Source organism: Streptomyces zinciresistens K42 (assembly GCF_000225525.1).
Taxonomy (GTDB): domain Bacteria; phylum Actinomycetota; class Actinomycetes; order Streptomycetales; family Streptomycetaceae; genus Streptomyces; species Streptomyces zinciresistens.
Genome location: NZ_AGBF01000008.1, coordinates 1 through 25,655 on the forward strand (window position 1 = coordinate 1; position 25,655 = coordinate 25,655).

At 71.7% G+C, this 25,655-nt stretch carries 17 protein-coding genes, 1 tRNA gene and 2 pseudogenes; 7 read left to right on the top strand and 13 right to left on the bottom strand.

Annotated elements, in window-relative coordinates:
- The 3 genes and pseudogenes from SZN_RS04840 to SZN_RS04850 all read right to left on the bottom strand — a co-directional run.
- A pseudogene (locus tag SZN_RS04840) lies at nt 1-831 on the bottom strand (TIGR02680 family protein); the annotation flags it as partial.
- On the bottom strand, nt 828-2,279 hold the full coding sequence (locus SZN_RS04845) for a TIGR02678 family protein (RefSeq protein WP_007491945.1): 1,452 nt from the start codon (nt 2,277-2,279) through the stop codon (nt 828-830). The gene SZN_RS04845 and the pseudogene SZN_RS04840, both read right to left, overlap by 4 nt.
- Before the next feature lie 43 nt (nt 2,280-2,322).
- Nucleotides 2,323-3,855 carry a TIGR02677 family protein gene (locus tag SZN_RS04850; protein ID WP_007491946.1) on the bottom strand — a complete coding sequence of 511 codons (1,533 nt, stop codon included), beginning with the start codon at nt 3,853-3,855 and terminating at the stop codon, nt 2,323-2,325.
- 1,022 nt (nt 3,856-4,877) lie between these two features.
- Here SZN_RS04850 and SZN_RS04860 point away from each other — a divergent pair.
- The 7 genes from SZN_RS04860 (at nt 4,878) to SZN_RS38185 (ending at nt 10,633) form a co-directional block, all read left to right on the top strand.
- Nucleotides 4,878-5,210: a hypothetical protein gene (locus SZN_RS04860; RefSeq protein WP_007491947.1), complete on the top strand. Its 333-nt coding sequence runs from the start codon at nt 4,878-4,880 to the stop codon at nt 5,208-5,210.
- A gap of 66 nt (nt 5,211-5,276) precedes the next feature.
- A complete protein-coding gene (locus SZN_RS04865) occupies nt 5,277-5,588 on the top strand; it encodes a pore-forming ESAT-6 family protein (protein ID WP_007491948.1) in 312 nt (103 codons plus the stop codon).
- A gap of 52 nt (nt 5,589-5,640) precedes the next feature.
- On the top strand, nt 5,641-6,033 hold the full coding sequence (locus SZN_RS04870) for a DUF6507 family protein (protein WP_043728332.1): 393 nt from the start codon (nt 5,641-5,643) through the stop codon (nt 6,031-6,033).
- On the top strand, nt 6,030-8,462 hold the full coding sequence (locus SZN_RS04875) for a hypothetical protein (RefSeq protein WP_007491953.1): 2,433 nt from the start codon (nt 6,030-6,032) through the stop codon (nt 8,460-8,462). The genes SZN_RS04870 and SZN_RS04875 overlap by 4 nt, the downstream gene beginning before the upstream one ends.
- Entirely contained in the window at nt 8,459-9,319 is an 861-nt protein-coding gene (locus SZN_RS04880) for an immunity 49 family protein (protein ID WP_007491961.1), read from the top strand. Before SZN_RS04875 ends, SZN_RS04880 begins: the two co-directional genes overlap by 4 nt.
- A 172-nt stretch (nt 9,320-9,491) precedes the next feature.
- Nucleotides 9,492-9,797, top strand: a complete 306-nt coding sequence (locus tag SZN_RS04885) for a transposase (protein WP_007491967.1) — start codon at nt 9,492-9,494, stop codon at nt 9,795-9,797.
- An 89-nt stretch (nt 9,798-9,886) separates the two neighbouring features.
- The gene (locus tag SZN_RS38185; protein WP_078508445.1) at nt 9,887-10,633 is read left to right on the top strand and encodes an IS3 family transposase; all 747 of its coding nucleotides are present in this window, start codon (nt 9,887-9,889) and stop codon (nt 10,631-10,633) included.
- 116 nt (nt 10,634-10,749) lie between these two features.
- On the opposite strand, the gene SZN_RS04895 is transcribed toward SZN_RS38185, so the two are convergent.
- From SZN_RS04895 to SZN_RS04940, 10 genes and pseudogenes are all read right to left on the bottom strand, one after another.
- Nucleotides 10,750-11,178, bottom strand: a complete 429-nt coding sequence (locus SZN_RS04895) for a hypothetical protein (RefSeq protein ID WP_007491972.1) — start codon at nt 11,176-11,178, stop codon at nt 10,750-10,752.
- A gap of 523 nt (nt 11,179-11,701) precedes the next feature.
- Nucleotides 11,702-12,223, bottom strand: a pseudogene (locus SZN_RS42295) (RHS repeat-associated core domain-containing protein); the annotation flags it as partial.
- 216 nt (nt 12,224-12,439) lie between these two features.
- Nucleotides 12,440-12,513: transfer RNA gene (locus SZN_RS04905), tRNA-Thr, on the bottom strand.
- A gap of 321 nt (nt 12,514-12,834) precedes the next feature.
- Entirely contained in the window at nt 12,835-14,469 is a 1,635-nt protein-coding gene (locus SZN_RS04910) for an alpha/beta hydrolase (protein WP_007491974.1), read from the bottom strand.
- A 175-nt stretch (nt 14,470-14,644) separates the two neighbouring features.
- Nucleotides 14,645-15,850, bottom strand: coding sequence for a DNA polymerase III subunit delta' (locus SZN_RS04915; protein ID WP_007491975.1), 1,206 nt, complete (start codon nt 15,848-15,850; stop codon nt 14,645-14,647).
- 307 nt (nt 15,851-16,157) lie between these two features.
- Nucleotides 16,158-19,376: a dTMP kinase gene (tmk, locus tag SZN_RS04920; protein ID WP_007491976.1), complete on the bottom strand. Its 3,219-nt coding sequence runs from the start codon at nt 19,374-19,376 to the stop codon at nt 16,158-16,160.
- A gap of 197 nt (nt 19,377-19,573) precedes the next feature.
- Nucleotides 19,574-22,417, bottom strand: coding sequence for a type I DNA topoisomerase (gene topA, locus SZN_RS04925; protein WP_007491977.1), 2,844 nt, complete (start codon nt 22,415-22,417; stop codon nt 19,574-19,576).
- 228 nt (nt 22,418-22,645) lie between these two features.
- Nucleotides 22,646-22,843, bottom strand: coding sequence for a hypothetical protein (locus SZN_RS04930; RefSeq protein ID WP_007491979.1), 198 nt, complete (start codon nt 22,841-22,843; stop codon nt 22,646-22,648).
- Nucleotides 22,844-23,363: 520 nt separating this feature from the next.
- Nucleotides 23,364-24,899, bottom strand: coding sequence for a DUF7059 domain-containing protein (locus tag SZN_RS04935; protein WP_007491981.1), 1,536 nt, complete (start codon nt 24,897-24,899; stop codon nt 23,364-23,366).
- 45 nt (nt 24,900-24,944) lie between these two features.
- Nucleotides 24,945-25,535 carry a hypothetical protein gene (locus SZN_RS04940; protein ID WP_007491983.1) on the bottom strand — a complete coding sequence of 197 codons (591 nt, stop codon included), beginning with the start codon at nt 25,533-25,535 and terminating at the stop codon, nt 24,945-24,947.
- Between the last annotated feature and the right edge of the window lie 120 nt (nt 25,536-25,655).

The window sequence follows — 25,655 nt, forward strand, 5'->3', positions numbered from 1 at the left end:
GGCGCGGCGGGCGGTGAGCCGGTCCGCGGCGGCGCGGGCGTGGACCCGCAGGTAGGTGGAGTAGCTCGTGAGGAAGGCGCGGGTGGCGTCGTCGGCGGCGGCCAGGCCCTCCAGGGTGCGCTGTACGGACTCCATGTCGTCGAAGGAGCGGGCCGCCTCGGCGATCAGGTCGTCGTCGAGCGGGCGCAGACCGGCGGTGAGGGTGTCGGAGAGCTTGGCCGGGTCGAGGTTCTTGGCGAGCTGGGGGCGGCGCAGCGTGAGGATCAGGGTGAGCAACTGCTCGTAGCGCTCCGGACCGAGACCGAACAGGCGCCGGTCGACGGCCGCGCGGTAGTCGGCCGTGGAGGCGATCAGTTCGCGTCCGAGTTCGGCGGCGAGTTGTTTCCTCGTCATCGGCCGGTCGTCAGGGGTGAGGAGGGAGAAGTCCTCGCCCACGCGGCCTTCGGCGACGAAGTGCCACCGGGCGGGTGTGTCGCGGTGCCGCTGGGCGTGCAGCCCGATGCCGCAGGTGACGGCTTCCCCGGTCTCCCGGTGGGTGAACTCGATCCAGACATAGCCGAGCGCGCTGTCCTGCCCGCGGAAGAGCAGGTTGGACTTCATCGTGCGGTCCTCGGCAGCGAACGGGTTGAGCCGCTTGGGGTCGATGCGCCCGTCGAGGACGAACGGGAACAGCACCTCCAGCGCCTTGGTCTTGCCCGAGCCGTTGGGGCCGCGCAGCACCAGCCAACCGCCCGCGAAGGAGAACTCCTCGTCCCGGTAGTCCCACAGGTTGATGATCCCGGCACGGGTGGGGACGTAGCGGGCTGCGGGTGTGGGAGCGGAAGTGCTCACGGAGTCGGGTCCTCGGCGGTTTCGTCGTCGAACAGAGGTGTCTGCGCGGGTGGTTGGGGGCCCGTACGGGTCTTCACGCGGGCGGTGACCCCTCGGTAACGGGCGAGCAGGGGCAGCGCGAGGGCCCCGCCGTCGACCCGGACGATCAGCGACATGGCGCCCAGCAGGTCGAGAGCCTGGTCGAGCAGCCGGTCAGGGTCGCCGCGCAGACCGGCGGCGAAGCCCGCGCCGTACTCGCCGATGATGTCCTTGAGCCGGCCCCGGAGCCAGGAGTCCGTGACGAAGGGGTAGCGGGTCTCCCCCGGCTCGTGATCCGCGTCGACGGCCGTCTCGTACGCCGACTCCGCATCGGGCTCCGTGAGTTCGGTGAGCGCGGTGAGTTCGGTGAGTTCGGTGAGTTCGGCGACCGTCCCACGCGACGGCAGCGCGCCGTCGATCCGCCGGGCGCGGGCCGCGAGACGTTCGGCGGCGGTGGGTGCGGGCAGCAGTTCGAGGGCGTGCCGTCCGGAGCGCTGCACGGCGGCACTGATCCGGGCGGCGAGGAGCAGCGCGGCCTGCGCGACGGTGCCGCCGCCGGGGAAGCGGAGGTCGGACAGCCTGCCGGAGGTGTCGACGAGCGTGACGCCCTCGGCACGCCGCTCCACCGCCAGCCCGGTCAGCCGCTCCAGGTCCTCGGCGAGAGCCGGGGCCCGCAGCTGGCCCAGGAGTTCGCTGTCGGCGTCGGCGTAGTACGCGACCGGGTTCTCCAGCACGAGGCGGCGGGCCCGGCGTGCCTGGTCACGGCGCTGGGCGGCGCGGCCCGCGGACAGTCCCAGCGCGCCGGAGGAGTCGAGGAGCGCGGTGACCGAGGTCAGGTGCTGGAGCACGCGGGTCGGGTGGTGGACGGCGAGGAGGATCTCGCGGTCGATGTCGTACAGGGCCTCGGCGCGCTCGGGATCGCCGGCCCAGGCGGTGGCGGAACCGTCGGCGAGGGTCAGCGCGCCGCGTTCGGTGAGCCAGGTGACGGCGTCGACGAAGGCGTCCCGGTCGGGTTTGCGGGCGGTGTCGAGGCCGAGTCCGTCGATGCGCACGGCGTCGGCGGCGACCGCGTCGGCCAGTTCGCCCAGCGCCACCTGCGCGCCGTGGCGGCCGAGGGCCGCAAGGGTGAGGACGAGGTAGGCGTAGCGGCGGCGGTCGAAGGGGCGTCCCGCGCGGGTGAGGGCCGGGCGGGTGGCGTCCAGGCCGTCTTGGGCGCGCTGGAGACGGGCGGTGTCGGCGGTGGTGACGAGCCGGTAGCCGAGGACCTCCATCAGGTCGGTGCGCAGCTGGTCGGCCCAGCGGCGCACGGTCGCCAGCGCCGCCCTGTCCGGGTACCCGGACGTGACCAGGGGGTGCCGCAGGACGAGCCGTACCGCCTTCTGGTAGTCGGCGAGTTCGAGCGGGGAGACGCCCTCGGCGACCCGGCTCATGCGACGGCCCCGCTCACGACGCCCCTGCTCGCGACGACCCGGCTCATACGGTGACCTCCAGGCGCAGCCCGTCGAGATGGAGACGGCCGCGTACGGTGTCGACGGTCGTGGAACCCTCGGCGGGCGTGAGGGTGAGACGTACCCCGTGGGCGGATCCGGAGGCGGCGGTGACCCGGCGACTGGCGGGCACGCGGGCGGCGAGGGCCACGTCCAGCAGGCCCAGCAGGGCGCGCGTCTCGGGCTCGTCGAGCGTCCGGCCGTACACACCGTCCGAAGCGAGGGAGTTCGCGGCACCGCGCCGCTCGGCCTGCTCCTTGAGCTGCTCGGCACGGAGTCGGGCCCGCCGGTCGTCGTCGCGTTCGATGCGGCCGGGGCCGTGCAGGGCAGGGGTACGGCCGGACTGGACCAGGGTGCGGGCCAGTTCGACCGGTTCGGCCTCCCACCACGACGTACGGGACGGGATGCGCTCGGGGTCGGCGTACGGGACGGCTACGTGGCGGGGCGCGCCGAGCCCGAAGACCGCCTGGAACAGGGCGTGCGCGTCCTCGTCGCTCTCGCAGGAGGTGAACCACTGTGCGAGGTGGCGAAGTTGGCTCTCCCGGCTCACCCCGCCCCGGCGGGCCTCGGTGACCCGGCGCAGCAGGGCGAGGACGGAGCGGATCGCGGTGACGGTGGCGTCCTGCAGCCGCTCGGCCTCGCTGTGCTCGCGCTCCGCGAACCAGTGGACGATGCCGTCCCACCGGTGCCGCCAGTCCGCGAGGCGCTCGGCGGGGTTGCGGAAGAGCCGTTCGTCGGCCTCGGCCGCGTACTCGATCATGCGGTCCACACCGGTGGCCGCGGCCTTCTCGACCGCCTCGGCGAGCAGCGGGGCGTAGCGCCCGAGTTCGGCGGTGAACTCCCGCATGTGCCCGAGGAGGGTGTCCTTGTGGGCCAGGAACACCTCGGGCCGGGTGTCGTTGGTGCGCGCCAGGTCGCCCAGCATCAGGTAGAAGCGGGCGGCCCGCTGCGCCATCTCGTTCAGCACCGAGTCGAGCCGGCCGAGCTTGCGGTACACCTCCTCGCCGTCGCCGGCCGTGTTCGCCTCGGCCAGCGCACGCAGGTCGCCGAGGATGTCGGGGAAGACGAGGCGGGAGAGCTGGGCGTCCTCCAGGCTCGCACCGAGCACGTCCTCCACCGCCCGGTAGGCCCGGTATCCGGCCTGGGTGAACTGGTACACGTAGTGCCGGTTGCGGTATTCGGCGAGGTTCGCGGCGCGCGTCCCGTCGTACGACCGGTCCAGCACCTGCCATTCGGCGAGCGCGTCGAGCAGCGGCTGAACGCCTGCGGTACCGCCGATGACGGCCGCGGCGGGGTGGTCGGCGGCGAGCCGCTCCAGCAGTCCCACCACATCCGAAGTGTGCAGCAGCACTTGGTAGTTGGCGCGTCCGCGGTCGAAGGCCCGCAGCAGCCACAGGTACTCGTGCCGCTTCTCGCCGGCGGCGAAGTGGAACAGCCGCAGCCGGTCGTCGAGGGAGAACGCGTCGATACCGAACGCGCCCTCGTCGACGGAGAGCGGGACGTCGAACTCGTCACTCACGGAACCGTGTGCTTCCCTTCTCCCCTGCCGCGGCCGCTATCCGTCCGGCCGGACGGATACCACGGGATCCACACCAGTCTGCCGCACCCCGTTCGGTGCGTGTGAGCCGCTCCTCGGCCCATGCCACTTGTGCTACTGTGCGCCGGTTTCGCGCCTCCTGCCGGACGGTGGCCTCACCCGCGCGCTCCGACGCGCAGACCACAGGCGCCCGACCGGCCCGGACTCCGAAGTCGTCCGAAACAAGAAACCCCAGGTCGGATACCCGACCCGGGGTTCACCATGGGGCCGCCTTCGGGATTCGAACCCGAGACCTACGCGTTACGAGGCCGTGAGCGATCGTGTTGCACGATGCCCCGTGATGCCGCCGAGTGATGTCGTACCTGATCAGAGCACTCGCGGCAAGCTGCCCTCTGCGGCTTCATGCTGCCCCGCCCGAAGGCGTCCGGCCACCGTCCGGCCACCGGATCGGGTACTCCCGAAGCAGCGGGTCTCGAATCGTCGAGTTGTCCGACTCGGACAACGCCCCCGATCCACTGAACATCACAGCCACCGCCACTGACCACTCCTGCAGCAGTTCGTCATCTTGATGTGAGGGATGCGGTTCGCCTCCGGTAGTGACTGGCACGTGATCGTGCCTGGTGGACGGCCGCGCCAGTCGGACCAGGCAAGTGAGTGGGCCGTGTCGCGGGCGGGCCGGACGACGAGCGCGATGAACAGACGGCAGATCTCGTCGCAGGACAAACGGGATCACGTCAGCCTCCCCCCGACATGCCCGGACGGCCAACACACGCCCTCTTGACCTCCATCGGCGCGCGCAGAGCGGGTGGTCGGGCGAGCCCGGCCGGCCTGGAGCGGTGCGGCTGCTCACCCCCTGGATCAGGCCAGTCCAGCCTGTTTCACATTGCGTCTGCAACGTGAGGTGCGAGAGGATGTTCGACGGGCTGTAAATCATTCATGACGCATGAGTACGCTGCAGGTGATCACGCAGCGCCGGTATGCAACACGCTTACGGGGGTGGGTTGATGAAGTTCGACATGGGGTCGACGACCCTGTCGGATCTCGGGAGGAGCACCGTCGGTTCCAGTGAGGACCTGGGCACGCTGATCCAGCAGTTGATCCAGGCGGCGGAGCCGTTGGAGGGGAAGTTCAACGGGGCCGGCAAGGCGGCCTTCGACACCTTCAAGATTCATGCCGACGAGATCACGGATGGGCTCAACAGCTCACTGAGCGCGATCCTGGGTGGTCAGTCCGGCATGGACACCGCGTTCGGTACCGGTGACGTCGAGTTGGGGGACAACGCCGACCAGAACATGGGCGCTGCCAACTTCGACGCGGCCCGCTTCGGCGCACGCTGACCGCGCAAGCGCGCACACGCCCGTCCGCCGAAGCCACCTTCATCGTCCTTCCAGGGGGACTTGACCATGCCTCAGGACCAGGACCGTCGTTCGTACGACACCGGCGCCTCCAGCGAGGTCCAGATCAACCTCCGGAGCATCAAGGGCCAGTTGGAGCTTGTACTGCCCGACCGTGAGCGCGCGGTGAGGGCCGCGATGGCCGAGTTCACGGCGGACGGCGTGGCCGACGAGTACCACGGCAAGGAGTTGCGCTGGCACCGTGCGGCCGGCGAGGTCCGCGAGATCATCCGGCTGGTCCGCACGACGATGGAGCAGAACGACGGGACCGCGCAGTCGACCCTGGCCGGGGCGAAGGCTGCCGTCGACAACATCGGCTGACACCGGGCGCGCAGCGGTGCGGGAACGGGGAGAGGGAAGCGGGGGCTGACGCATGCCGAGGTGGGACGTATCTCCGTCCGGGGTCGGGAGTGTGGCCTCGAATGTCGCGGAGGTGATGAGGGTCCTGGACGACATCGTCCGGGCGTACGGGAAGGACGTGGAGGGCGCGGCCACGGCGGCCGGGACGCTCGCTCCGGGCGGGGCGAGCGGGGAGCGCAAGGGACAGACCGGGCTGGTGGCCGCCGCCCTTGCGGAGTTCATCGAGGGCACGGCCGACGAGTTGCAGTTCGTCGGTGTGCGCGTCGGCAAATCTGTCAATGGCGCGGTGGAGGCCGCCGTCGCGTACCAGGAGGGCGACCTGGAGATGGCGGCCGAGGTGCAGCGGCGGGCGTCCGGGCTGGTGGTGCCCGGTATGCCGGCCGGCTGGAAGGCGGGCCGTCTGTGATCCAGCCGGAGTCCGTTCCGCTGTTCACCGGCGATCTCGGCCGGCTGGAGCAGCACACCGACGCCCTGCGGGTCGAGGCGGGCGGCATCCGCCAGGCCGGCGGGGAGGCGCATCGGCAGTTCCAGGGGCTGTCGGCCTTCTACGAGGCTCCGGAGGCGGAGAAGCTGTTCGCGTCGACGGCGCCTGCGCGTGATGGCGCCGACGCGTTCGCGGACAAGGTCGCCACCGTCGCGGACGCCCTGTCGGCGTACGCGGCCGAAGTCGCCCCGATCATCAAGCGGTTGGAGCGCCTGCAGAGCAAAGCGACCGCGTTCGTGGCGGGACTCAGGACACCCGGCGGGGAGTTCGACGAGACTTGGACCGACGACGCGGACAAGGTCGGCCGGCACCAGGCGCTGATGCGTGAAGTGAACGTCGCGCAGGCCGCGTTCACGGCCGCCGAGATCGCCTGCAGCAACAAGATCACGGCGCTGGTGGGCGGCACCCAGTACGTGATGAACACCGGCGACAGGCAGTTCAGGCCCCTCGACGCGGAACTGTACGGCTACAGCGCCGAGGTGCTGGACCGGGCCAAGCAACTCCCCTGGGGCACACCGGTCACCCAGTCCCGCGACTGGTGGGACCCGGACGACCTCGGCCACTACGCCAGGAGCTTCTTCTGGGACGGGCTGATCGTCGACGGAGTCTGGGGCACCGTCGACGGCCTGGCGACCCTGGCCGGCATCCGCGGCTCGGACCGCGCCGGGCAAGCCTGGGAAGGCGTGCTGCGGGCCGTCGTCGGGGCCGAGACCTACCTCATGGAGTCCGGCGGCAAGAAGCCGACCGGGGTCTTCGCCACCCGCTTCGCCCAGGACAGCAAGAAGTACGCCAAGGAGTTCGGCAAGTCCTTCGTCGCCTGGGACATGTGGAAGGAGAACCCGGCCCGCGCCGCGGGCACCGTCGTCTTCAACACGCTCACCCTGGGCGCCGGCCCCCTCAAGATCGCCTCCGCAGGCAAAGCCGGCACCGCCGCCAAGGTCGCCACCACCGTCGCGAAGGTCGGCGACGTGATCGACCCGATCGGCGCCGCGGTCAAGGTGACCGGCCACACCGTGCCAAAAATCGCCGAGATCGCCGCGAACCTGCGCGGGGTGGACGACATCCCCGACCTGTCCGCCCCGCACAGCGTCCTGGAACTCTCCGACGGCTCCAAACTCGTGCTCGCGGACGGCAAGTTCATCCCCTACGACCAACACGGCGACCTCGTCGGCGAGGCACCGAAGCAGGAGCACTCGGTTCCCGAAAGGACCGTATCGGCGCGGGAGCGGGAACTCGCCGCGGCCGGCGCGATGTCGCGGGGCTCGGGGGAAGCGTCCGGCGGGGCCGGGGGCACCCATGCGGTCGGTTCTGAGGCGTCCGGTTCGGGCGGTGCCGGGGCGGTCGGCGACGGCCATGTCGGTACCGGCTCCGGCGGCAGCGGCCTGGACGGGGTGACCGGCCCGGACAGTGGACCCCCTGGCCAGCACTCGGGGGCCCCGCGCCCCCGCTTCATGCGGGACGGGGCCAATCCCTACGGACCTCGCGGAAGGCTCACGCGGGAGCAGATCGAGGAGATCCAGGTGTACCGGGCCAACCACGAGCCCGGGTACCGCAAGCAGTACTACCGGAAGAACGGCACGCGCCTGGACCTGGAACTCCACGACGAGAGCGGGTACACGCCGCCCCAGCTCACGCGGCTGTCGGACAACGGTCCGTGGATTCGTGCCAAGGATGTTCCGGAACCGCCCAAGCCGTACTTCCGTGACGCCGAGTACATACACGTGGGCGCGGACACCGTGACGAGTGCGGACAGACTCCGGGTTCTGCAAGACGCCGCGTGGGAACGCCATGCCGCCGTTCGCTACGACAACCTCGTCTCTGACTGGAAGGCGCAGACGGGCGCCGCCCACGAACAGCGCGGTACCGTCGACACGGCCGCGCAGTGGGGAGAGGCCAAGGGGGCGTACAAGGAATCGCATACCGCGATGGGGGACGCTACTGAGGCGTTCGGCGAAAAGGCAGCGGAGTATCACTACATAGCCGAGAATTATCCGGACTTCGAGAAGCAGACACTACTCGGGCCGAAGAACGGCAACGACCAGTTCGACCAGGTTTGGAAGCACGAGGGCGGTCGAATAGTCGTCATCGAGGCCAAGAGCAGTCCCGATACCGAGCTGGGCCGACGCACCCTTCCTGGCGGTAAGCAGGTATCCCAAGGTAGTAGGGAATACTTCCTCGACATCCTCCAGGCAATGAGGAAGCGCGGCGAGCACGACCTCGTCTCGGATCTCAGAAAGGCCCTGCGAGACGGCAAGCTGGAATACGTCGTCGTCAAGGGGGAGAGAAACGCGGGAACGTACACTGGTTACCGCTATCGACGGTTCGACATCAGCAGGGGGACCCTTCCGTGACCGTACAGATCTCCCGGCACCTCGAACCGCGCCCTGATGCTGCGGAGTTCGCGGCGCGGGTGGGGGCGGACTTGGCCGAAGAGATCGACGATCTCGAAGGCTCACCGAGCATGATCGACTTCACGTTCAACACCGCGCTGATGAACCTGCGTGCCCGCTGTGTCATCGACCCTAGAGCAGCGAAGGCGGAGACGTGGGACGCCACTGTGAACGCGATGCAGTTGGGCTCGGCGCTGTTTGCCGTGGCCGGTGCGAGCGAGGGGCCCGTCGAGTGCCGCATCAACTACAAGGTGCACAGTCTCCCGGCCGTCGGTCCGCTTCCGGCGGCCGATGCGGGCAACTGGCTCACCGCCTTCTGGTTGGCGGTCATCTGCCGGGAGCCGCAGCGTATGACGCAGCTCTGTGAGATCCCGATGGAGCGGCTGCGATCGCCTGAGGGGCAGTACGACGAGTACATCTACCACTGGGTGGACACGCTACAGACGTACTGGCTTCGGCGGCCCGGGCTGGTGGAGAAGCTCACCACCACGCTGCAGATGTCGCACCCCGAGGTCGCCCGTGTCACGCCCCGCGACCTGCTCGACGGCGTGCTCTATCCGCCGATCCACCTCTTCTCCCGCTTGATCGCAAACGACTGGAACGGCTTCGCCGCGGGCCTGATCGAGGCATTGAAGCTGCACCAGGCGTACTGGACCCTGAACGAGGAACGGGCCGCGAACATCGACGGCAGCATCGCCCTGGGCCCGCTGGCGATGGCCTGCTGGGCCTTTGACGGGCAGGTTGACCTCGGGGTGGAGTCGGAGTACCTCCCCAAGCACCTCGTCGAGCACAGCTGGTTGGGCGAGTTCCCGACGTGACGGCCCAGGATTACGACACCCATCTCCTGGAGTCGGTGTCGGTACGCCGTCGCCGTCTCCGCGACGCCCTGAACCGCCCCGGGTCAGATGGAGGCTCGATTCTGAAGTTCCACCCTCGGACTGGACAGCCTCATACTGGGACGACCCGTCCCGGAGGAAGCAGTCCAGGTAAGTGAGCACGAAGAGCAACACCAGCAAGCGGTACACGGCCGAGTTCAAGCGGGACGCGGTCGCGTTGGCACTGTCCTCGGACAAGACGGTCACCGAGGTGGCCCGGGATCTGGGTGTGAGTCCGGAGGGCCTGCGGGGCTGGGTGAAGCAGGCGAAGATCGACCGGGGCGAGGGGCCGGTCGGTGCGCTGACGACGGCGGAGCGTGAGGAGCTCGTGCGGCTGCGGCGCAAGGTTCGTGAGCAAGAGCAGACGATCGAGGTGCTGGGAAAAGCGACGGCCTTCTTCGCGCAGCAGAAGACGAAGTAGCCGCGCGCTACCTGTTCATCGACGCGGAGAAGGCCAGTGCGGACATTCCCGCCGGTTACGGCGTGTCACTGCTGTGCCGGGCGCTGTAGGTGGGCCGATCGGCTTACTACGCGTATCTCGAGGGCCGGGAGGCAGCCCTGGTCCGACGGGATGCCGAGGACGAGCTCGCCGGGGAGATCCGGCGGATCCATGCCGGGTCACGTGGTGCCTATGGTTCTCCTCGGGTGACCGCGGTTCTGCGACGCGACGGGCGGCGGCTCAACCGGGAGAAGGTCGAGCGGATCATGCGGGAGCGGGGCATCCGCGGCATTGCGCGGCGTCGGCGTCGGCGTCGGCGTCGGCGTCGGCGTCGGCGTCGGCGTCGCAGCCTGACGAAGGCCGGCACCAAGGCGGCGCCGTCGCCGGATCTGGTCGGCCGTGACTTCACCGCCGCCGAGCCCGGCACGAAGCTGGTGTCCGACATCACGTACCTGCCCACGCTGGCCGGCTGGTGGTATCTCGCGACGGTCATCGACCTGGCCTCACGGGAGGTGATCGGGTACGCGATGGCCGACCATCACCGGGCTTTTCTCGTCGTCGGCGCCCTTCGGATGGCCGCCGCCCGTGGCGGGCTGAAGGAAGGCTGCATCACGCACTCGGACCGCGGCTCGGAGTACACCTCACGTGAACACCGAGCCTTGGGTGGTACGAGGGCCACATCCAGGGCGAGGACGAGTGCCCCGGCTGCGACTTCCGAGGCGGGGCTCCGAAGAATGGGGAGCGTGGCTGACCTGCGCGCGGTGCTGGCGAAGTGTGAGGACATCATGGGGCTGCCGTATCTCACGGCAGCCCCATGATGCTCTCCGGGCTCGCTGTGACTCTGGCCAGGAATCCCGGAAAGTTGAGGTCAACTGTCCTGCGTTCGCCAGGACTTCGACGGGGATTTGCCGTGACAGCCCGAGCCCCTTCGCACCTACGCGGTGGTCGCCCAGCGCCAGGTTCCGCCCTGGCAGGACACGACGATACCGCCGTCCCGTACGTGCAGGATGTCGTCGTCCTCGTCCCACGTCATGCGCAGGACCTCGTCGTGGGGGTCTCCGTGAAGAACCCTCTTCCACAGGGGATCGGAAGGCGCTCCCGGTGTGTGCAGGGCGACGGACCGCACGTCGTCGAGGGTCAATGTCGCCGGTCCCAGAGGGCGGTACGGTTCTGTCTCAGACTCGGCGTACGCGGCGGCGAAGGCCAGTTCGACGCGCAGGGTCTCGCCGGTGGGCAGTACGGACAGCCGGAAGCCCTCGGACTCGACGTCGATCTCACCGATGCCGGGAACTTGCCAGCCCGAGATCTCGCGCCCGGCGGGGCCGGGTTCGTCGGCGAGGACCGGTGTGCAGCCAAGCCACATGTGGGTACAGCCTTTCGCTTCACAGCACTCGGGGAGCGCCGGGTGGGAGTGGCCCTGCCTCTCCTGCCCCACGCTCCCCGAGTCTTCTGTCAGATGATGTCAGTTCTCGGCTCAGGGCCGAGCATCACAGGGATCGCCAGGCGCGGTAGATGTGTCGGAGGCCGGGCCGGTAGGCCCACTTTCCGTACCCCTTGCCGCCCCGGTAGTACTGCACGTGCGGGAATCCCATGTGCTTGTTCTTGTAGCGGATCTGGCGCCACCTCGCGCCTGGTCCCTTGCCCTTGGGCCGAGCGCCCCACTTGTTGTAGTGAGGCTTCTTTCCCCGGACGTCGACGCGGTAGCCGCGCTTGGTCTGGATGCTGTTCTTGACCGACCTCTTTGCGATGTAGCGGGTACCGGCCTTGATCGCCATGCTGCGCAGGAACCCGCCGCCCGACACCGCGCTCACCACGCCGGCGATCTGGCGCGTCCGCTTGCCTGGGCACCACTTGGAGCAGGCCCAGGCCGCTGCGCTGACCGCGAGCCAGCCCCACCGGCCGTCGAGGTCGTAGCAGTTCAGGGGGTTGGCGGAGCAGTAGTCGTAGGCGTTGGCGTTGCCGCCGTAGATCGGGTCCGTGGACAGGAACCGGCCCGAGGCGGGGTTGTAGAGGCGGACGCCCATGAGCGTGAGGCCGGTCAGGGTCTCGGTGGACCGCTGCTTGCCGCCGAGCCAGGCGTAACGCGTCGCCGACTGCCCGGCCCGGGGGTTGCCGTACTCGTCCGAGTCCAGGGCGACGGGCGCCTTGCCCGCGTCCAGCGGCAGTTGGAGGGCCACGTCGCCGTGCAGGTTGGTGAGCTGGAGGACCACGTCACCGGTCTTGCCGGTGGTGGCGGCCAGGTCACCGCTCGCGGAGTCGACGTTACGGGTCAGGGCTCCGGTGGTCGCGTCCTCGACGATCCAGCGGGGGTTGTCCTCCTCGCCGTCGTAGTGGTTGACCTTGGGCTGCTCCAGGGTCCACGTGGTGCCGCTGCCGCGCTCCACCGTCCAGGAACGGAACCGCTCGGCGCAGGCTGCGAACTGGGGCGCACCCTCAGAATCGCCCTTTCATGGCCCGGCGACAGACACGCGCTTGTCCACCGGTCTGCACGCTCGCTGCACGCCTGTCCACCGGTTGTGCACCGGGAGCGATCACTGTGCTCCGAGAGGACACCCCGAACCCGCTGTTTGATCTTGAAAACCAGAAAGACCCAGGTCAGAACGTTCTGACCTGGGTCCCGTGTGAGCCGCCTTCGGGATTCGAACCCGAGACCTACGCATTACGAGTGCGTTGCTCTGGCCATCTGAGCTAAGGCGGCGCACTGTCCGCACTATGGTGCGATCAGCAACGTCGGTAAGTCTACACAGTTTCCGAGGTGCTCCGTACCAGCCTCCGCAGGCCCCCGTCAGGGGTGCCTGGGGGCCCTCCCGGGAGCCCTGCGGCGCTCGCCGCGGAAAGCGGGGCGTGCCGCGCGCGGGGCCCGCAGGAGGCCGTGGAGGCCGTGGTCGGTTCTCCGCTCGCGGTGCCCCTGGGCTGGGCCGCCGGGTTCTCCGCACGCGGCGGCGCAGTCCGGGGGCCGACCTCCAGACCCCGTCCCCTCCCCGTCCCCGCCCCCGTACTCACACCCCAGCCCCCGTACTCAGCAGCGCTTCCCCCGGGCCGGGGGTGTGCCTCGGAGGAGGTAGGTGTTGATCGTCGTGTCGATGCACCTGCTGCCGCGGCCGTACGCCGTGTGGCCGTCACCGTTGTAGGTGAGGAGGCGGGCCGAGGTGAGCTGGCGGGAGAGGGAGCGCGACCAGCGGTACGGGGTCGCCGGGTCGCGGGTCGTGCCGACCACGACGATCGGCGCCGCGCCCCGCGCCTCGATGCGCTGCGGCTGTCCCGACGCCGGGACCGGCCAGTACGCGCAGTTCAGCGTGGCCCACGCCAGTCCCTCGCCGAAGACCGGGGACGCCTTCTCGAAGGCGGGCAGAGCCTTGCGGACCTGGTCGGGCGTGGTGAAGGCGGGCGGGAGGTCGAGGCAGTTCACGGCCGCGTTGGCGAACATCAGGTTGGAGTAGCGGCCGTCGGCGTCGCGCTCGTAGTAGCTGTCGGACAGGGACAGCAGGCCCGCGCCGTCGTTCTCGCGCATCGCCGAGGACAGCGCGTCCCGCAGGGTCGGCCAGGCGCCCTCGTCGTACATCGCCGCGATCACACCGGTCGTGGCCAGGGATTCGCCGAGCTTGCGGCCGTCCGCGTCGCCGGCCGGGAGGGGCCGCGCGTCCAGCTTGTCGAAGAACGCCTTGAGGTTGCGGCCGACGTCGGCCGTCTTCGAGCCGAGCGGGCAGTCCGACCGCCGCACGCAGTCCCGCGCGAACGCCTGGAACGCCGTCTCGAAGCCCGCCGTCTGGTCGAGGTTCATCCGGCGGGCCGGAAGGGACGGGTCCATGCCTCCGTCAAGGACCACCCGGCCCACCCGGTCCGGGTAGAGACCGGCGTACGTCGCCCCGAGGTAGGTGCCGTACGACGCCCCCACGTAGGACAGCCTGTCGTCGCCCAGCACGGCGCGCAGGACGTCCATGTCCCGGGCCGCCTCGGTCGTGGACACATGGCGCAGCAGGCGCGGCGCGTCCGCCCCGCAGCCCCGCGCGAACTTCCTGTACGCCCCGACGAGCAGGTCGGTCTCCCGCGCGTCGTCGGGTGTGAGGTCCGTCTGCGTGTAGCGGTCCATCTGGCGGCCGCCGAGGCATTCCACGGGGTCGCTGCCGGCGACACCGCGCGGGTCGACGGCGACCATGTCGTAGCGGGCCCGCACGTCGACGGGGTAGCCGATGCCCGCGTACTGCTGGAGGTAGCCGATCGCCGAGCCGCCCGGTCCGCCGGGGTTCACCAGCAGCGATCCGATCCGCTCGCCCGGCCCGGTCGCCTTCTTGCGGGCCACGGCGAGTTCGGTGTCCCCGGCCTCGGGCTTGGCGTAGTCGAGCGGCGCCTTCAGCGTGGCGCACTGGAAACCGGGCACTCCGCAGCCGCGCCAGGCCAGCTTCTGCGCGTAGTACGGCTTGAGCGCGGCCGGCGTGGCCCGGGGCAGCGCGGCCAGGGCCGCCCCGGCGGCGGGGTTCCCCGGCTTCGGCCTCTCGGGCTGCCCGGAGGAGGTGCAGGCGGAGACGAGCAGCGCCGCGACGGCGAGGAACGTACCGACGGTGCCGGCCCGGCGGGAGGCCGTACGACGGCCGCGTGGACCCCGGCTCCGGGGACTCGGGGCGGGGCTGACTGGTGAGCTGCGCCTGATGTGCATCTGGTGAGCGTAACTCTGTGCGGTTTCCCGGATGCTCTGCGTACACATCTCGGCTCGTACGTGTGACGCCGTCAACCTCCCGTTGATCACCTGCGGGGGACGACGACGCCCTCCCCCGCACCGCCCCCGAAGGGTCTCGGTCCCCGGCCTTGCCCGTACCGCTCTGCCGTCGGGCTCAGCCCGCTCTGAGGGCCATCGTCATCGCCTCCACCGCCAGCAGCGGCGCCACGTTCCTGTCCAGGGCGTCGCGGCAGGCGGCGATCGCCTCGACGCGGCGGAGCGTGGCCTCCGGGGAGCTGTCGCGGGCCAGTTGCTGCAGCGCGTCCTCGGCGTCGGTGTTGGCGAGGGCCACGCGGGAGCCGAGCTGGAGGGCCAGGACGTCGCGGTAGAAGGCGGTGAGGTCGGTCAGGGCAACGTCGAGGCTGTCGCGCTGGGTGCGCGTGCGGCGCCGCTTCTGCTTGTCCTCCAGGTCCTTCATCACCCCGGCCGTGCCGCGCGGCATCCTGCCGCCCTGGGCCGCGCCGAGCGCCGCCTTCAGCTCCTCGGTCTCCTTGACGTCGACCTCCTCGGCGAGCTGCTTGGCGTCCTCGGCGGCGGCGTCCACGAGTTCCTGCGCGGCTCTGAGGCAGGCACCGATCTCACCGAGGCGCAGCGGCAGCTTCAGGACGGCGGCCCTGCGCTCGCGCGCGCTCGGGTCGGTGGCCAGCCGGCGGGCCCGGTCGACATGGCCCTGCGTGGCGCGGGCCGCCGCGGCGGCGACGGCGGGCTCGACGCCCTCGCGCCGGACGAGCATGTCGGCCACGGCGTCCACCGAGGGCGTGCTCAGGTTCAGATGGCGGCAGCGGGAGCGGATGGTGGGCAGGACGTCCTCGACGGAGGGCGCGCACAGCAGCCACACCGTGCGGGGGGCGGGCTCCTCGACGGCCTTCAGCACGGCGTTGGCGGACTTCTCGTTCAGCCGCTCGGCGTCCTCGACGAGGATGATCTGCCAGCGGCCGGTCGCCGGCGAGGTGAAGGACTTGCGGACGGTGTCGCGCATGTCGTCGGCGAGGATCTGGGTGCCGACTGCCGCCACGGTGGTCACGTCCGCGTGTGTGCCGATGAGCGCCGTGTGGCATCCGTCGCAGAAGCCGCATCCGGGCGAGCCGCCCAGCGCCCGGTCGGGGCTGACGCACTGCAGCGCGGCGGCGAAGGCCCGCGCCGCCTGGTTGCGCCCGGCGCCGGGCGGGCCGGTGAACAGCCACGCGTGGGTCATCTTCGACGCCTCGGGCGGCGGGGTGCCGGTGGCCGCGGCGGTGACCAGGGCGTCGGCGTCACGGGCGGCGGCGTCGAGCTGCTCGCCGACCCGCTCCTGCCCCACCAGGTCGTCCCACACGGTCATGGGCCACGCCCGCCTTTCGTCACGTCTCGCGCTACGGGGTCCATTGTGCGGGGCGGCACTGACAACGCCGGTGTCCCGGGCCCGGCCGCCCTCTCGCGGGAGCGGGCCCCGACCCCGGCGCACCCGGTCTCAGCGCGGCCGGCCTCCGGCACCCTCGCGGAAGCACGCAACCCTTCGGTGCGCCCGGTCTCGACGCCGTCGACCTCGCGGGAGGCCACCGATCCCGGGGCGCCCGGCCGCAGCCGCGCCGACCGCGCCCGCCTCCGCGGACCGCGCGGAAGCACGCCGCTCCCGCGCGGGCCCGGTCTCAGCGTCGCCGACCCCGCGCGCGTCCGCCGCTCCCGCCGTCCTCGTCGCGGGCGTCGTCGTGCGGGCCGAGCAGTTCGTCCGCCAGGGTCGGCAGATCGTCCAGCGGCGTCTTTTCCGCCCAGTCGGGACGGGACCTGCGGCGGGGCGCGCCGGTCTCGTCGAGCTGCGGCATCTCGCGCGTACGGTCGTCCCCGCGCGCGTGTCCCGGCGGGGTCCCGTCCGCGGGCTCCTCCCCGGACACCGGCGCGACGGGCGGCAGTACGGCCGTCTCCTCCGCGGCGCTCGGCGGAACCGGCGGCAGCACGGCCGTCTCGTCCGCCGCGCCCGCCGGGGCCGGCGGCTGGGGCAGCTGGGTCGTCACCTCGGCGTCGGACGCGTCGCCGCCCCGGCCCGCGGCGCGGTCACGGGCACCGGCACGGCCGCCGTCACCGTCGTCCGAGGGCGCGCGGTCCGCCGCGCGCGGGTCCTCGTCGCGCACCGGGCGCAGCACGGCCGTGTCGTCCGAGGCCCGGTTCGCGGCCTGCTCCGGCGTCACCACGGGCGTGGGCACCGTGGCAGCCTCCCGGAAGGAGCCGCCCTGTGCGCTCTTCGGCTTCGGGCCCGCCTCCGCGGCGGCCGCGGCCTGCTCCGCGAGGCGGCGCGCCTCCTCGGCGCGCAGCAGGGCCTCCTCCGCCTTGCGCTGCTTCTCCAGGCGGCGTTCCTCAGCTTCGGCGCGGATGCGCGCCTCCTCCTCGGCCTGCTTGCGGCGCCGGTCCTCCTCCGCCTTGCGGCGGGCCTCCTCCTCGGCCCTGACCTTCTCCTCGGCGAGGAGCCGCTTCCGCTCCTCCTCGGCCCGGCGGCTGGCTTCCTCGGCCCGCTGCCGGGCCTCCTCCGCCTGCCGCTCGGCCTCGCGGCGCTGCGCCTCCTCCAGCTCGCGCTGCTTGCGCTCCTCCTCCTCGGCGCGCAGCCGGGCCAGCTGCTCCTGGCGCTCGCGCTCCAGGCGCTCCTCCTCGGCCTTGCGGGCGGCCTCCTCCTCGGCCTTGCGCCTGGCCTCCTCCTCGGCCTTGCGGCGCGCTTCCTCCCGCGCGCGGATCTCCGCCTCGGACAGCGGCAGCAACTGGTCGAGCCGGTGGCGGACGACCGTGGTCACGGCCTCGGCCTCCTGGCCCGCGTCCACCACCAGATAGCGGCCCGGGTCGGCCGCGGCCAGCGTCAGGAAGCCGGAGCGCACACGCGCGTGGAACTCCGCCGGCTCCGACTCCAGCCGGTCCGGCGCCTCGGTGAACCGCTCGCGGGCGATGTCCGGCGCGACGTCCAGGAGCACCGTCAGATGCGGGGCGAGCCCGTTGGTCGCCCAGCGGTTGATGCGGGCGATCTCGGTCGGCGACAGGTCGCGGCCCGCGCCCTGGTAGGCGACCGAGGAGTCGACGTAGCGGTCCGAGATCACGACCGCGCCCCGCTCCAGGGCGGGCCGCACCACGGTGTCGACGTGCTCGGCGCGGTCGGCCGCGTACAGCAGGGCCTCCGCGCGGTGGGACAGCCCGGCGCTCGACACGTCCAGGAGGATCGACCGCAGCCGCTTGCCGACCGGGGTCGCGCCCGGCTCGCGGGTGAGGACCACTTCGTGGCCCTTGCCGCGGATCCACTCGGCGAGCGCCTCGGCCTGGGTCGACTTCCCGGCGCCGTCGCCGCCCTCCAGGGCGATGAAGAAACCGGTCTCCGCGGGCACCTGCTCGGGGTCGTCCCCGCCGAGGACGGCGTCCCGCAGGTCCTTGCGCAGCGGCACCCCGGAGCGGTCGTCGACCTTGGCCAGCACCAGCACGGCCACCGGCAGCAGCAGCGCCCCGGCCAGCATCAGCGTGAACGCGGCGCCGCCGTGCGCGAAGACGAACTTGCCGCTCTCCAGGCGGTGCGGCCCGATGAGCGCGGCCACCAGCGGCGCGGCCACGGCGCACAGCGCGACGCAGACCCGGACGACCGCGTACAGGTGCTCGGTGGTCCGGGGCCGGCGGGACTCCTCCGCCTCCTGGTCGATGAGGGTGTGCGCGGTGTTGGCGGACATGCCGGCGCCCACGCCGGCCAGCGTGATGATCAGCAGCACGGTGGTGACGTCCGGGACCAGGCCCGCCGCGAGCAGGGCTACTCCGGTGAAGGCGATCGCGAGGGCCAGCAGCCGGCGCCGGGACAGGGCGGGCAGCACCGAGGGGGCCGTGCGGATGCCGACGGCGACTCCGCCGGTCAGGGCGAGCACCAGCAGGCCGTAGAGCACCGGGCCGCCGCCCAGGTCCTTGGCGTGCAGCACGGCCACGGCGACCGCGGCGGCCACCGCTCCGGCGACGGTGGCGCAGGCCAGGACGAGCAGCGTGATCACGCCGGTACGGCCCTTGTCGACGCCCGTGCCGGTCTTCGGGCGGCGCAGCCCCTCCAGCGGCGACCGCGCGCGCGGGGTGCGCGTGTCGGGCAGTTCCAGGAAGGTCATGAGGGACAGCGACGCGGCGAACAGGCCGGCGGCGACGTAGGACCCGAGGGCCGCCTGGTGCTGGTCGAACCAGTCGAGTCCGGTGCCCAGGACGTTGTTCAGCAGGGCGGCGGCGACGAGCACGGCGGCGGCCAGCGGGACCGAGACGAAGCTGGTGCGCAGCGACAGCCGCCGCAGGGCGTCCATGTGGTCCGGCAGCGGACGCACGGTGGCGCCCTCCGGCGGCGGGGGCGGCAGCAGCGCGGGCGCCGCGCTCTCCCGCGACACCGTCCAGAAGCGCTCGGCGACACCGGTCACGAAGACCGTGACCAGGAGGACCGCCAGGGCGCTGTCCGGTGTCCAGTCGATCCACAGGGGCGCCACGATCAGCAGGGCGACCCGCAGACCGTCGGCGCCGATCATGGTCCAGCGCCGGTCGAGCGGACCTTCCTGGGAGGTCAGCGAGGTGAGCGGGCCGAGCAGGACGGCCCCGAAGAGCAATGTGGCCAGGACGCGTACCCCGAAGACGGTCGCCACCGCGAACGCCGCGCCCCGGTAGCCCCCGCCGAACGACCCCTCGGAGATCGCCGTCTGAAGGGCCAGCAGGACCAGGACCAGCAGGGCGAGGATGTCGCCGACACCCCCCACCAGCTGCGCGCTCCACAGCCGCTTGAGCTGAGGTCGTCGCAACAGGGCGCGCACGGCGCGCTCCCGGGAGTCCGCGACAAGGGCGTCGTCGGGGGCCGTGGGGTGGGCCGTCGGCTGCTCGGCTCGCGTCATGCTTTCAGCCTATCGGGACGCACCGACAGCCCGGCGCATGCGGCCGAACGTACGCCCGCCCCGACACCAAACTGATGCCGGGGCGTTCGTTCTGCGAAGCCGACGTGAAGACCCGCGCCCCCGGCGTGCCCTCAACCGGCCGCCGGAGCACCCGGGTTGCGGCGCGGACCGGCCGGACGGCGCGCGGTCCGGCCGGCTCAGCCCTCCGCGGAGGAGTTCGAGGCGGACGCCTTCTTCGTGGCGGTCGTCTTCTTGGCGGCCGTCGTGGTCTTCTTGGCAGCGGTCGTCGTCTTCGCCGCGGTCTTCTTGGCGGCCGTCTTCTTGGCCGGGGCGGCCTTCTTGGCGGTCGTCTTCTTCGCGGCGGACTTCTTGGCCGTCTTCTTGGCGGGCGCCTTCGCGCGCTTCTCCGCGAGCAGTTCGAAGCCGCGCTCGGGCGTGATCTCCTCGACGCTGTCCCCGGAGCGCAGGGTCGCGTTGGTCTCGCCGTCGGTGACGTACGGTCCGAAGCGGCCGTCCTTGACCACGACCGGCTTGCCGCTGACCGGGTCCTCGCCCAGCTCCTTCAGCGGCGGCTTGGCCGCGGCACGGCCACGCTGCTTGGGCTGGGCGTAGATCGCCAGCGCCTCCTCCAGCGTGATCGTGAACAGCTGGTCCTCGGACTGCAGCGAGCGCGAGTCCGTGCCCTTCTTCAGGTACGGGCCGTAGCGGCCGTTCTGCGCGGTGATCTCCACGCCCTCGGCGTCGGTGCCCACGACCCGCGGCAGGGACATCAGCTTCAGCGCGTCCTGGAGCGTCACCGTGTCCAGCGCCATCGACTTGAACAGGGACGCCGTGCGCGGCTTGACCGCGTTCTTGCCGGTCTTCGGGGTGCCCTCGGGGAGCACCTCGGTGACGTACGGGCCGTAGCGGCCGTCCTTGGCGACGATCGCGTGGCCGGTCTGCGGGTCGTTGCCCAGCTCGAAGTCGCCGCTCGGCTTGGCCAGCAGTTCCTCGGCCAGTTCGACGGACAGCTCGTCCGGGGCGAGGTCGTCGGGGATGTCCGCGCGCCGGTGCTGCTCGGTGTCCTTCTCGCCGCGCTCGATGTAGGGGCCGTAGCGGCCGACCCGCAGGACGATGCCTTCGCCGACCGGGAACGAGGACACCTCGCGCGCGTCGATCGCGCCCAGGTCGGTCACCAGCTCCTTGAGGCCGCCGAGGTGGTCGCCGTCGCCGTTGCCCGCCTCGGCCGCGCCGCCGTTGCCGGTGCCCTCGCCGAAGTAGAACCGCTTCAGCCACGGCACGGACCGGGCCTCGCCGCGCGCGATGCGGTCGAGGTCGTCCTCCATCTTGGCGGTGAAGTCGTAGTCGACGAGCCGCCCGAAGTGCTTCTCCAGCAGGTTGACCACGGCGAAGGACAGGAAGGACGGCACGAGGGCCGTGCCCTTCTTGAAGACGTAGCCGCGGTCGAGGATCGTGCCGATGATCGACGCGTACGTCGAGGGGCGGCCGATCTCGCGCTCTTCGAGCTCCTTGACCAGGGACGCCTCGGTGTAGCGGGCCGGGGGCTTGGTCGCGTGCCCGTCGACCGTGATCTCCTCGGCGCTCAGCGCGTCGCCCTCGGCGACCTGGGGCAGCCGCCGCTCGCGGTCGTCCAGCTCGGCGTTCGGGTCGTCGGCGCCCTCGACGTACGCCTTGAGGAAGCCGTGGAAGGTGATCGTCTTGCCGGACGCGCTGAACTCCACGTCACGGCCGTCGGCCGCGGTGCCGCCGATCTTCACGGTCACCGAGTTGCCGGTGGCGTCCTTCATCTGGGAGGCGACGGTCCGCTTCCAGATCAGCTCGTAGAGCCTGAACTGGTCGCCGGTCAGCCCGGTCTCGGCGGGCGTGCGGAAGCGGTCGCCGGAGGGGCGGATCGCCTCGTGCGCCTCCTGCGCGTTCTTGACCTTCCCGGCGTAGGTGCGCGGGGCGGGCGGCAGGTAGTCGGCGCCGTAGAGCTGCGTGACCTGGGCACGGGCCGCGGCGACGGCGGTGTCGCTGAGCGTCGTGGAGTCCGTGCGCATGTAGGTGATGTAGCCGTTCTCGTACAGCTTCTGCGCGACCTGCATCGTGGCCTTGGCGCCGAAACCGAGCTTGCGGCTCGCCTCCTGCTGCAACGTCGTCGTGCGGAACGGGGCGTACGGCGAGCGGCGGTACGGCTTGGACTCGACGGACCGCACCGCGAACCGGGTCCGCTCCAGCGCGGCGGCGAGCGCACGGGCGTTCGCCTCGTCGAGGTGGAGGATGTTCGCGCCCTTGAGCTGCCCGAGGGAGTCGAAGTCGCGGCCCTGCGCGACACGCCGGCCGTCGACGGACTGGAGGCGGGCGACCAGCGACGAGGGGTCCGACGGGTCCCCGGCGCGGCCGGTCGCGAAGGTGCCCGTCAGGTCCCAGTACTCGGCGGAGCGGAAGGCGATACGGTCGCGCTCGCGCTCCACCACGAGCCGGGTGGCGACGGACTGGACACGCCCGGCGGACAGCCGCGGCATGACCTTCTTCCACAGGACCGGCGAGACCTCGTAGCCGTAGAGGCGGTCGAGGATGCGGCGGGTCTCCTGGGCGTCGACCAGCCGCTGGTTGAGCTGGCGCGGGTTGGCCACGGCGGCCTGGATCGCGGACTTGGTGATCTCGTGGAAGACCATCCGCTTGACCGGGACCTTGGGCTTGAGGACTTCCTGGAGATGCCAGGCGATGGCCTCTCCCTCGCGGTCCTCGTCGGTGGCGAGATAGAGCTCGTCGGATTCCTTCAGCAGATCCTTGAGCTTCTTGACCTGGGCCTTCTTGTCGGCGTTGACGACATAGATCGGCTCGAAGTCGTGTTCGACGTCCACCCCGAGACGGCGGACCTCGCCGGTGTACTTCTCCGGCACCTCCGCGGCGCCGTTGGGGAGGTCGCGGATGTGCCCGACGCTCGCCTCGACGACGTATCCGGGGCCGAGGTAGCCCTTGATCGTCTTCGCCTTGGCAGGCGACTCGACGATGACGAGTCGGCGGCCGCCCTGTGCGGTCTCGCTGGTCGGGGACAACTTCGCTCTTCTCTCCGGTCGACGCCCGGACCCGGGGTCCGGTGGTGGTGACGCTGCGGAGTGTGACGGTACATCCCGCCCCGTTGTCAAACGGGAAAAGCCCGCAACGGCCACTCGAACGGTAACCCGACTTCCGCCATTCCTGCCGCCCGGAGTGCCCACCGGCCTTTTGGAGCCTTTCCGGAAGGAGGGCCCTCAATTGTCGGCCGCGCAGCTCACGCGGCGTTCTCAGAGGCGGGTGAGGCACCACGCGCCGAGGATCAGGGCGATCACCGAGGCGAGGCCCGCGAGCGTCGCCGATGCGACGGGGTTCACACCGTGGGCGACCGGCCGGCGCTGCCGCACCCGGGCCGCCGTCCACAGCAGCAGCGCGCCTCCGAACAGGGCGAACACGACGCCGGCGTAGATCGCCGGTCCCCTCTCCATGGTTGCGGTCGCCCCTCTTCTCCCGTGCGCTCATGACCAGCCCGGCGAGACTGGCACGCGCGGGCGGCGGCCGGGCGAACCCGAGGTGAACGCGGGCCCGGCGGAGCCGTGGACTCTCGGGGCGGTCCGCCCCGCGCAGGGCGTGCGCCGGCGGATGCGGGTACGGCACGGGACCGGCAAAGGCGCCGTCCGCCCACGCGCCTCTCGCGCCGCGCCCCCGCGGGATCGCGGCACGGCACGTCGCGGGGGACCGAGACCGGCCACGGGGTTGGCCGGAATGCACGGCCTCGGAGCCCGCCCTCCCGGAGTCCGCGCTCCCGGAGCCCGCGGCTTCCGCAGCACGTGGCACGGAAACCGCGGGCTCCCGCAATCCACAGCCTGTGGACGACGCGCGGACGCGGACGTCTGGACACCCGGACACCCGGACACCCGGACACCCGGACACCCGGACATCGGGCGAACGACTCCGGACAGCGCGGGCGTCACGACATCGCGCGAGCGCTACGGCATCGCGCAGGCGTCACAGCGCCGGTTCGAGGAACCCCTGTTCGACCAGCAGCCGGATCTGGGCGGGCGTACGGTCGCGCAGCAGCACCGGGTCCTCGCCCGTCAGCTGGGCGATCGCGTCGAGGATGCGGCCGGCGCTCAGCGTGCCGTCGCACACCCCGGCGAAGCCCGCGCCGACCGTGTCGACCTGGGTGGCCCGGCGCATGCCGCGGTGCTGGCGCAGCACCACGTGTTCCGGGTCCTCGGCGCCGGGCAGCCCGATCTGCTCCTGCACCACCTCGGCGGCGAGCCGGAAGTGGTCCTCCAGCAGCGCCGCGTCGTCACGGGCGCGCAGGTAGTCGAGCCGCCGGAAGTGCGCCCGCACGGTGTCGCCGAGCGGCTGCTCCACCGGGTGCGGCCACTCCTCCACCGTGATCGAGGGCACCGCCCCGGACGCCTTGCGCAGGGTGATCCAGCCGAAGCCGACGGCCTTGGCCTTGCGCGCCTCGAACTCGTCCAGCCACGCGTCGTAGCGCGCCTGGTAGCCCGCCGCGTCGCCCCGGTGGTCACCGGCGTCCCTGAGCCACAGTTCGGCGTACTGCGCGACGTCCTGCACCTCGCGCTGCACGATCCACGCGTCGCAGCCGCGCGGCACCCACGACCGCAGCCGGTCCTGCCAGTCCTCGCCCGCCACGTGCTGCCAGTTGGCGAGGAACTGCGCGAACCCGCCCTCGTTCAGGCGCTCCCCCGCGCCCTGCACGACGGCCCGGCACAGGTCGTCGCCGCCCATCCCGCCGTCGCGGTACGTCAGCCGCGCGCCCGGCGAGATCACGAAGGGCGGGTTCGACACGATGAGGTCGTACGTCTCGCCGCGCTTGAGCGGCTCGAACAGCGAGCCCTCCCGCAGATCCGCCGCCGGCGCGCCGGACAGCGCGAGGGTGAGCGCGGTGATGTGCAGCGCGCGGGGGTTGAGGTCGGTCGCCGTCACGCGCGTGGCGTGCCGGGCGGCGTGCAGCGCCTGGATGCCCGAGCCGGTGCCGAGGTCCAGGGCCGAGGCGACGGGCGTACGGACGGTGATGCCGGCGAGGGTCGTGGAGGCGCCGCCGACCCCGAGGACGACGGCGGCGTCCGCCGGCCCGCCCCGGCCGCCGATCCCGCCGGCGCCGCCGACCGCGCAGCCCAGGTCGGAGACGATGAACCAGTCCTCGCCGCCGGGCCCGCCGTACGGCCGCACGTCCACCGCCGCGGCGACGTCGGCGCCGGCCCGGACCAGCCAGCCGCTGTCCAGGCAGGCGTCCAGGGGCAGGACGTCCGCCACGCGCGCGTGCGGCACCGGCTGCTGCAACAGGAACAGCCGTACGAGCGCTTCCAGCGGGGTGTCGCCACGGGTGGCCCGGAGCGCGGGCACGGTCTCGCTGCGGGCGAGCGCAGCGTACGCGGGCGCGCCGAGGAGTTCGAGCAGTCCGTCGGCGGTGAAGGCGGCCCCGAGCAGGGCCTCCCGCAGCCGGGCGGCGACATCGGTGCGGTCGGTGGCGGGCAGGTCCGGCAGGCTGGAGTCACTCACGTACATATTGTGACCCGCCGCGGACGCCGCCCGCCCCGCCGGGCGCCGGACTCAGCCGCCGGCGCCCGCCCCGGAGCCCGGGGCCGCGACCTGCTTGCAGCCCTGCTGCTTCAGGAGCGCGTCCTTGGTGCCGCCGCTGGCCTCCAGGTTCTTCAGCGCGTCGAGCGCGGTCTTGCGCTGGCTCACCAGGTCCCGCATCTCCTCGCCGACCTTGCGCAGGCCGGTGGCGAACTCACCCTGGTCCTTGGTGTTCAGTTCGTCCGTCTGCTTCTTCAGCTCGGCGTACTTCACGGAGACCGCGGTCAGCTTGGCTATCGCGTCCTGCTGCTGCTTGGCGCCCTCCTTCTCGCCGGGAGGCGCTCCGGCGTCCTTGAGGAGCGTGGCGCGCGCCTTGAAGCCGTCGGAGAGATCCTGGAACGCCTTGGCGTCGATCTGCTGCAGTTCCTTGGGCGGGCTGTCCTTGGCCGCCTTCGTGATCGCGGCGTCGGCTGCCGCGATCTTCGCGTTCTGGGCCGGGGCCGTGTCGCAGATCTTCTTGGCCCAGGCGTCCAGCTCGGGGTTGCCCGCGTCGCTGCTGCATCCCGTCAGCGCCAGTGCCAGTACCGCACCGCCGGACAGCGCGGCCGTGAGCTTCTTGTTCACCGGTTTGGTCCCTTCCGTGGCTCTCGGCCACGGGACCCTACACGCCGGACGGGACGCCGCAGAGCGACCGATGCGGCTTTATTACCTTTCCTCGCCCTTTGCCTCATGTGAGACAAGCGT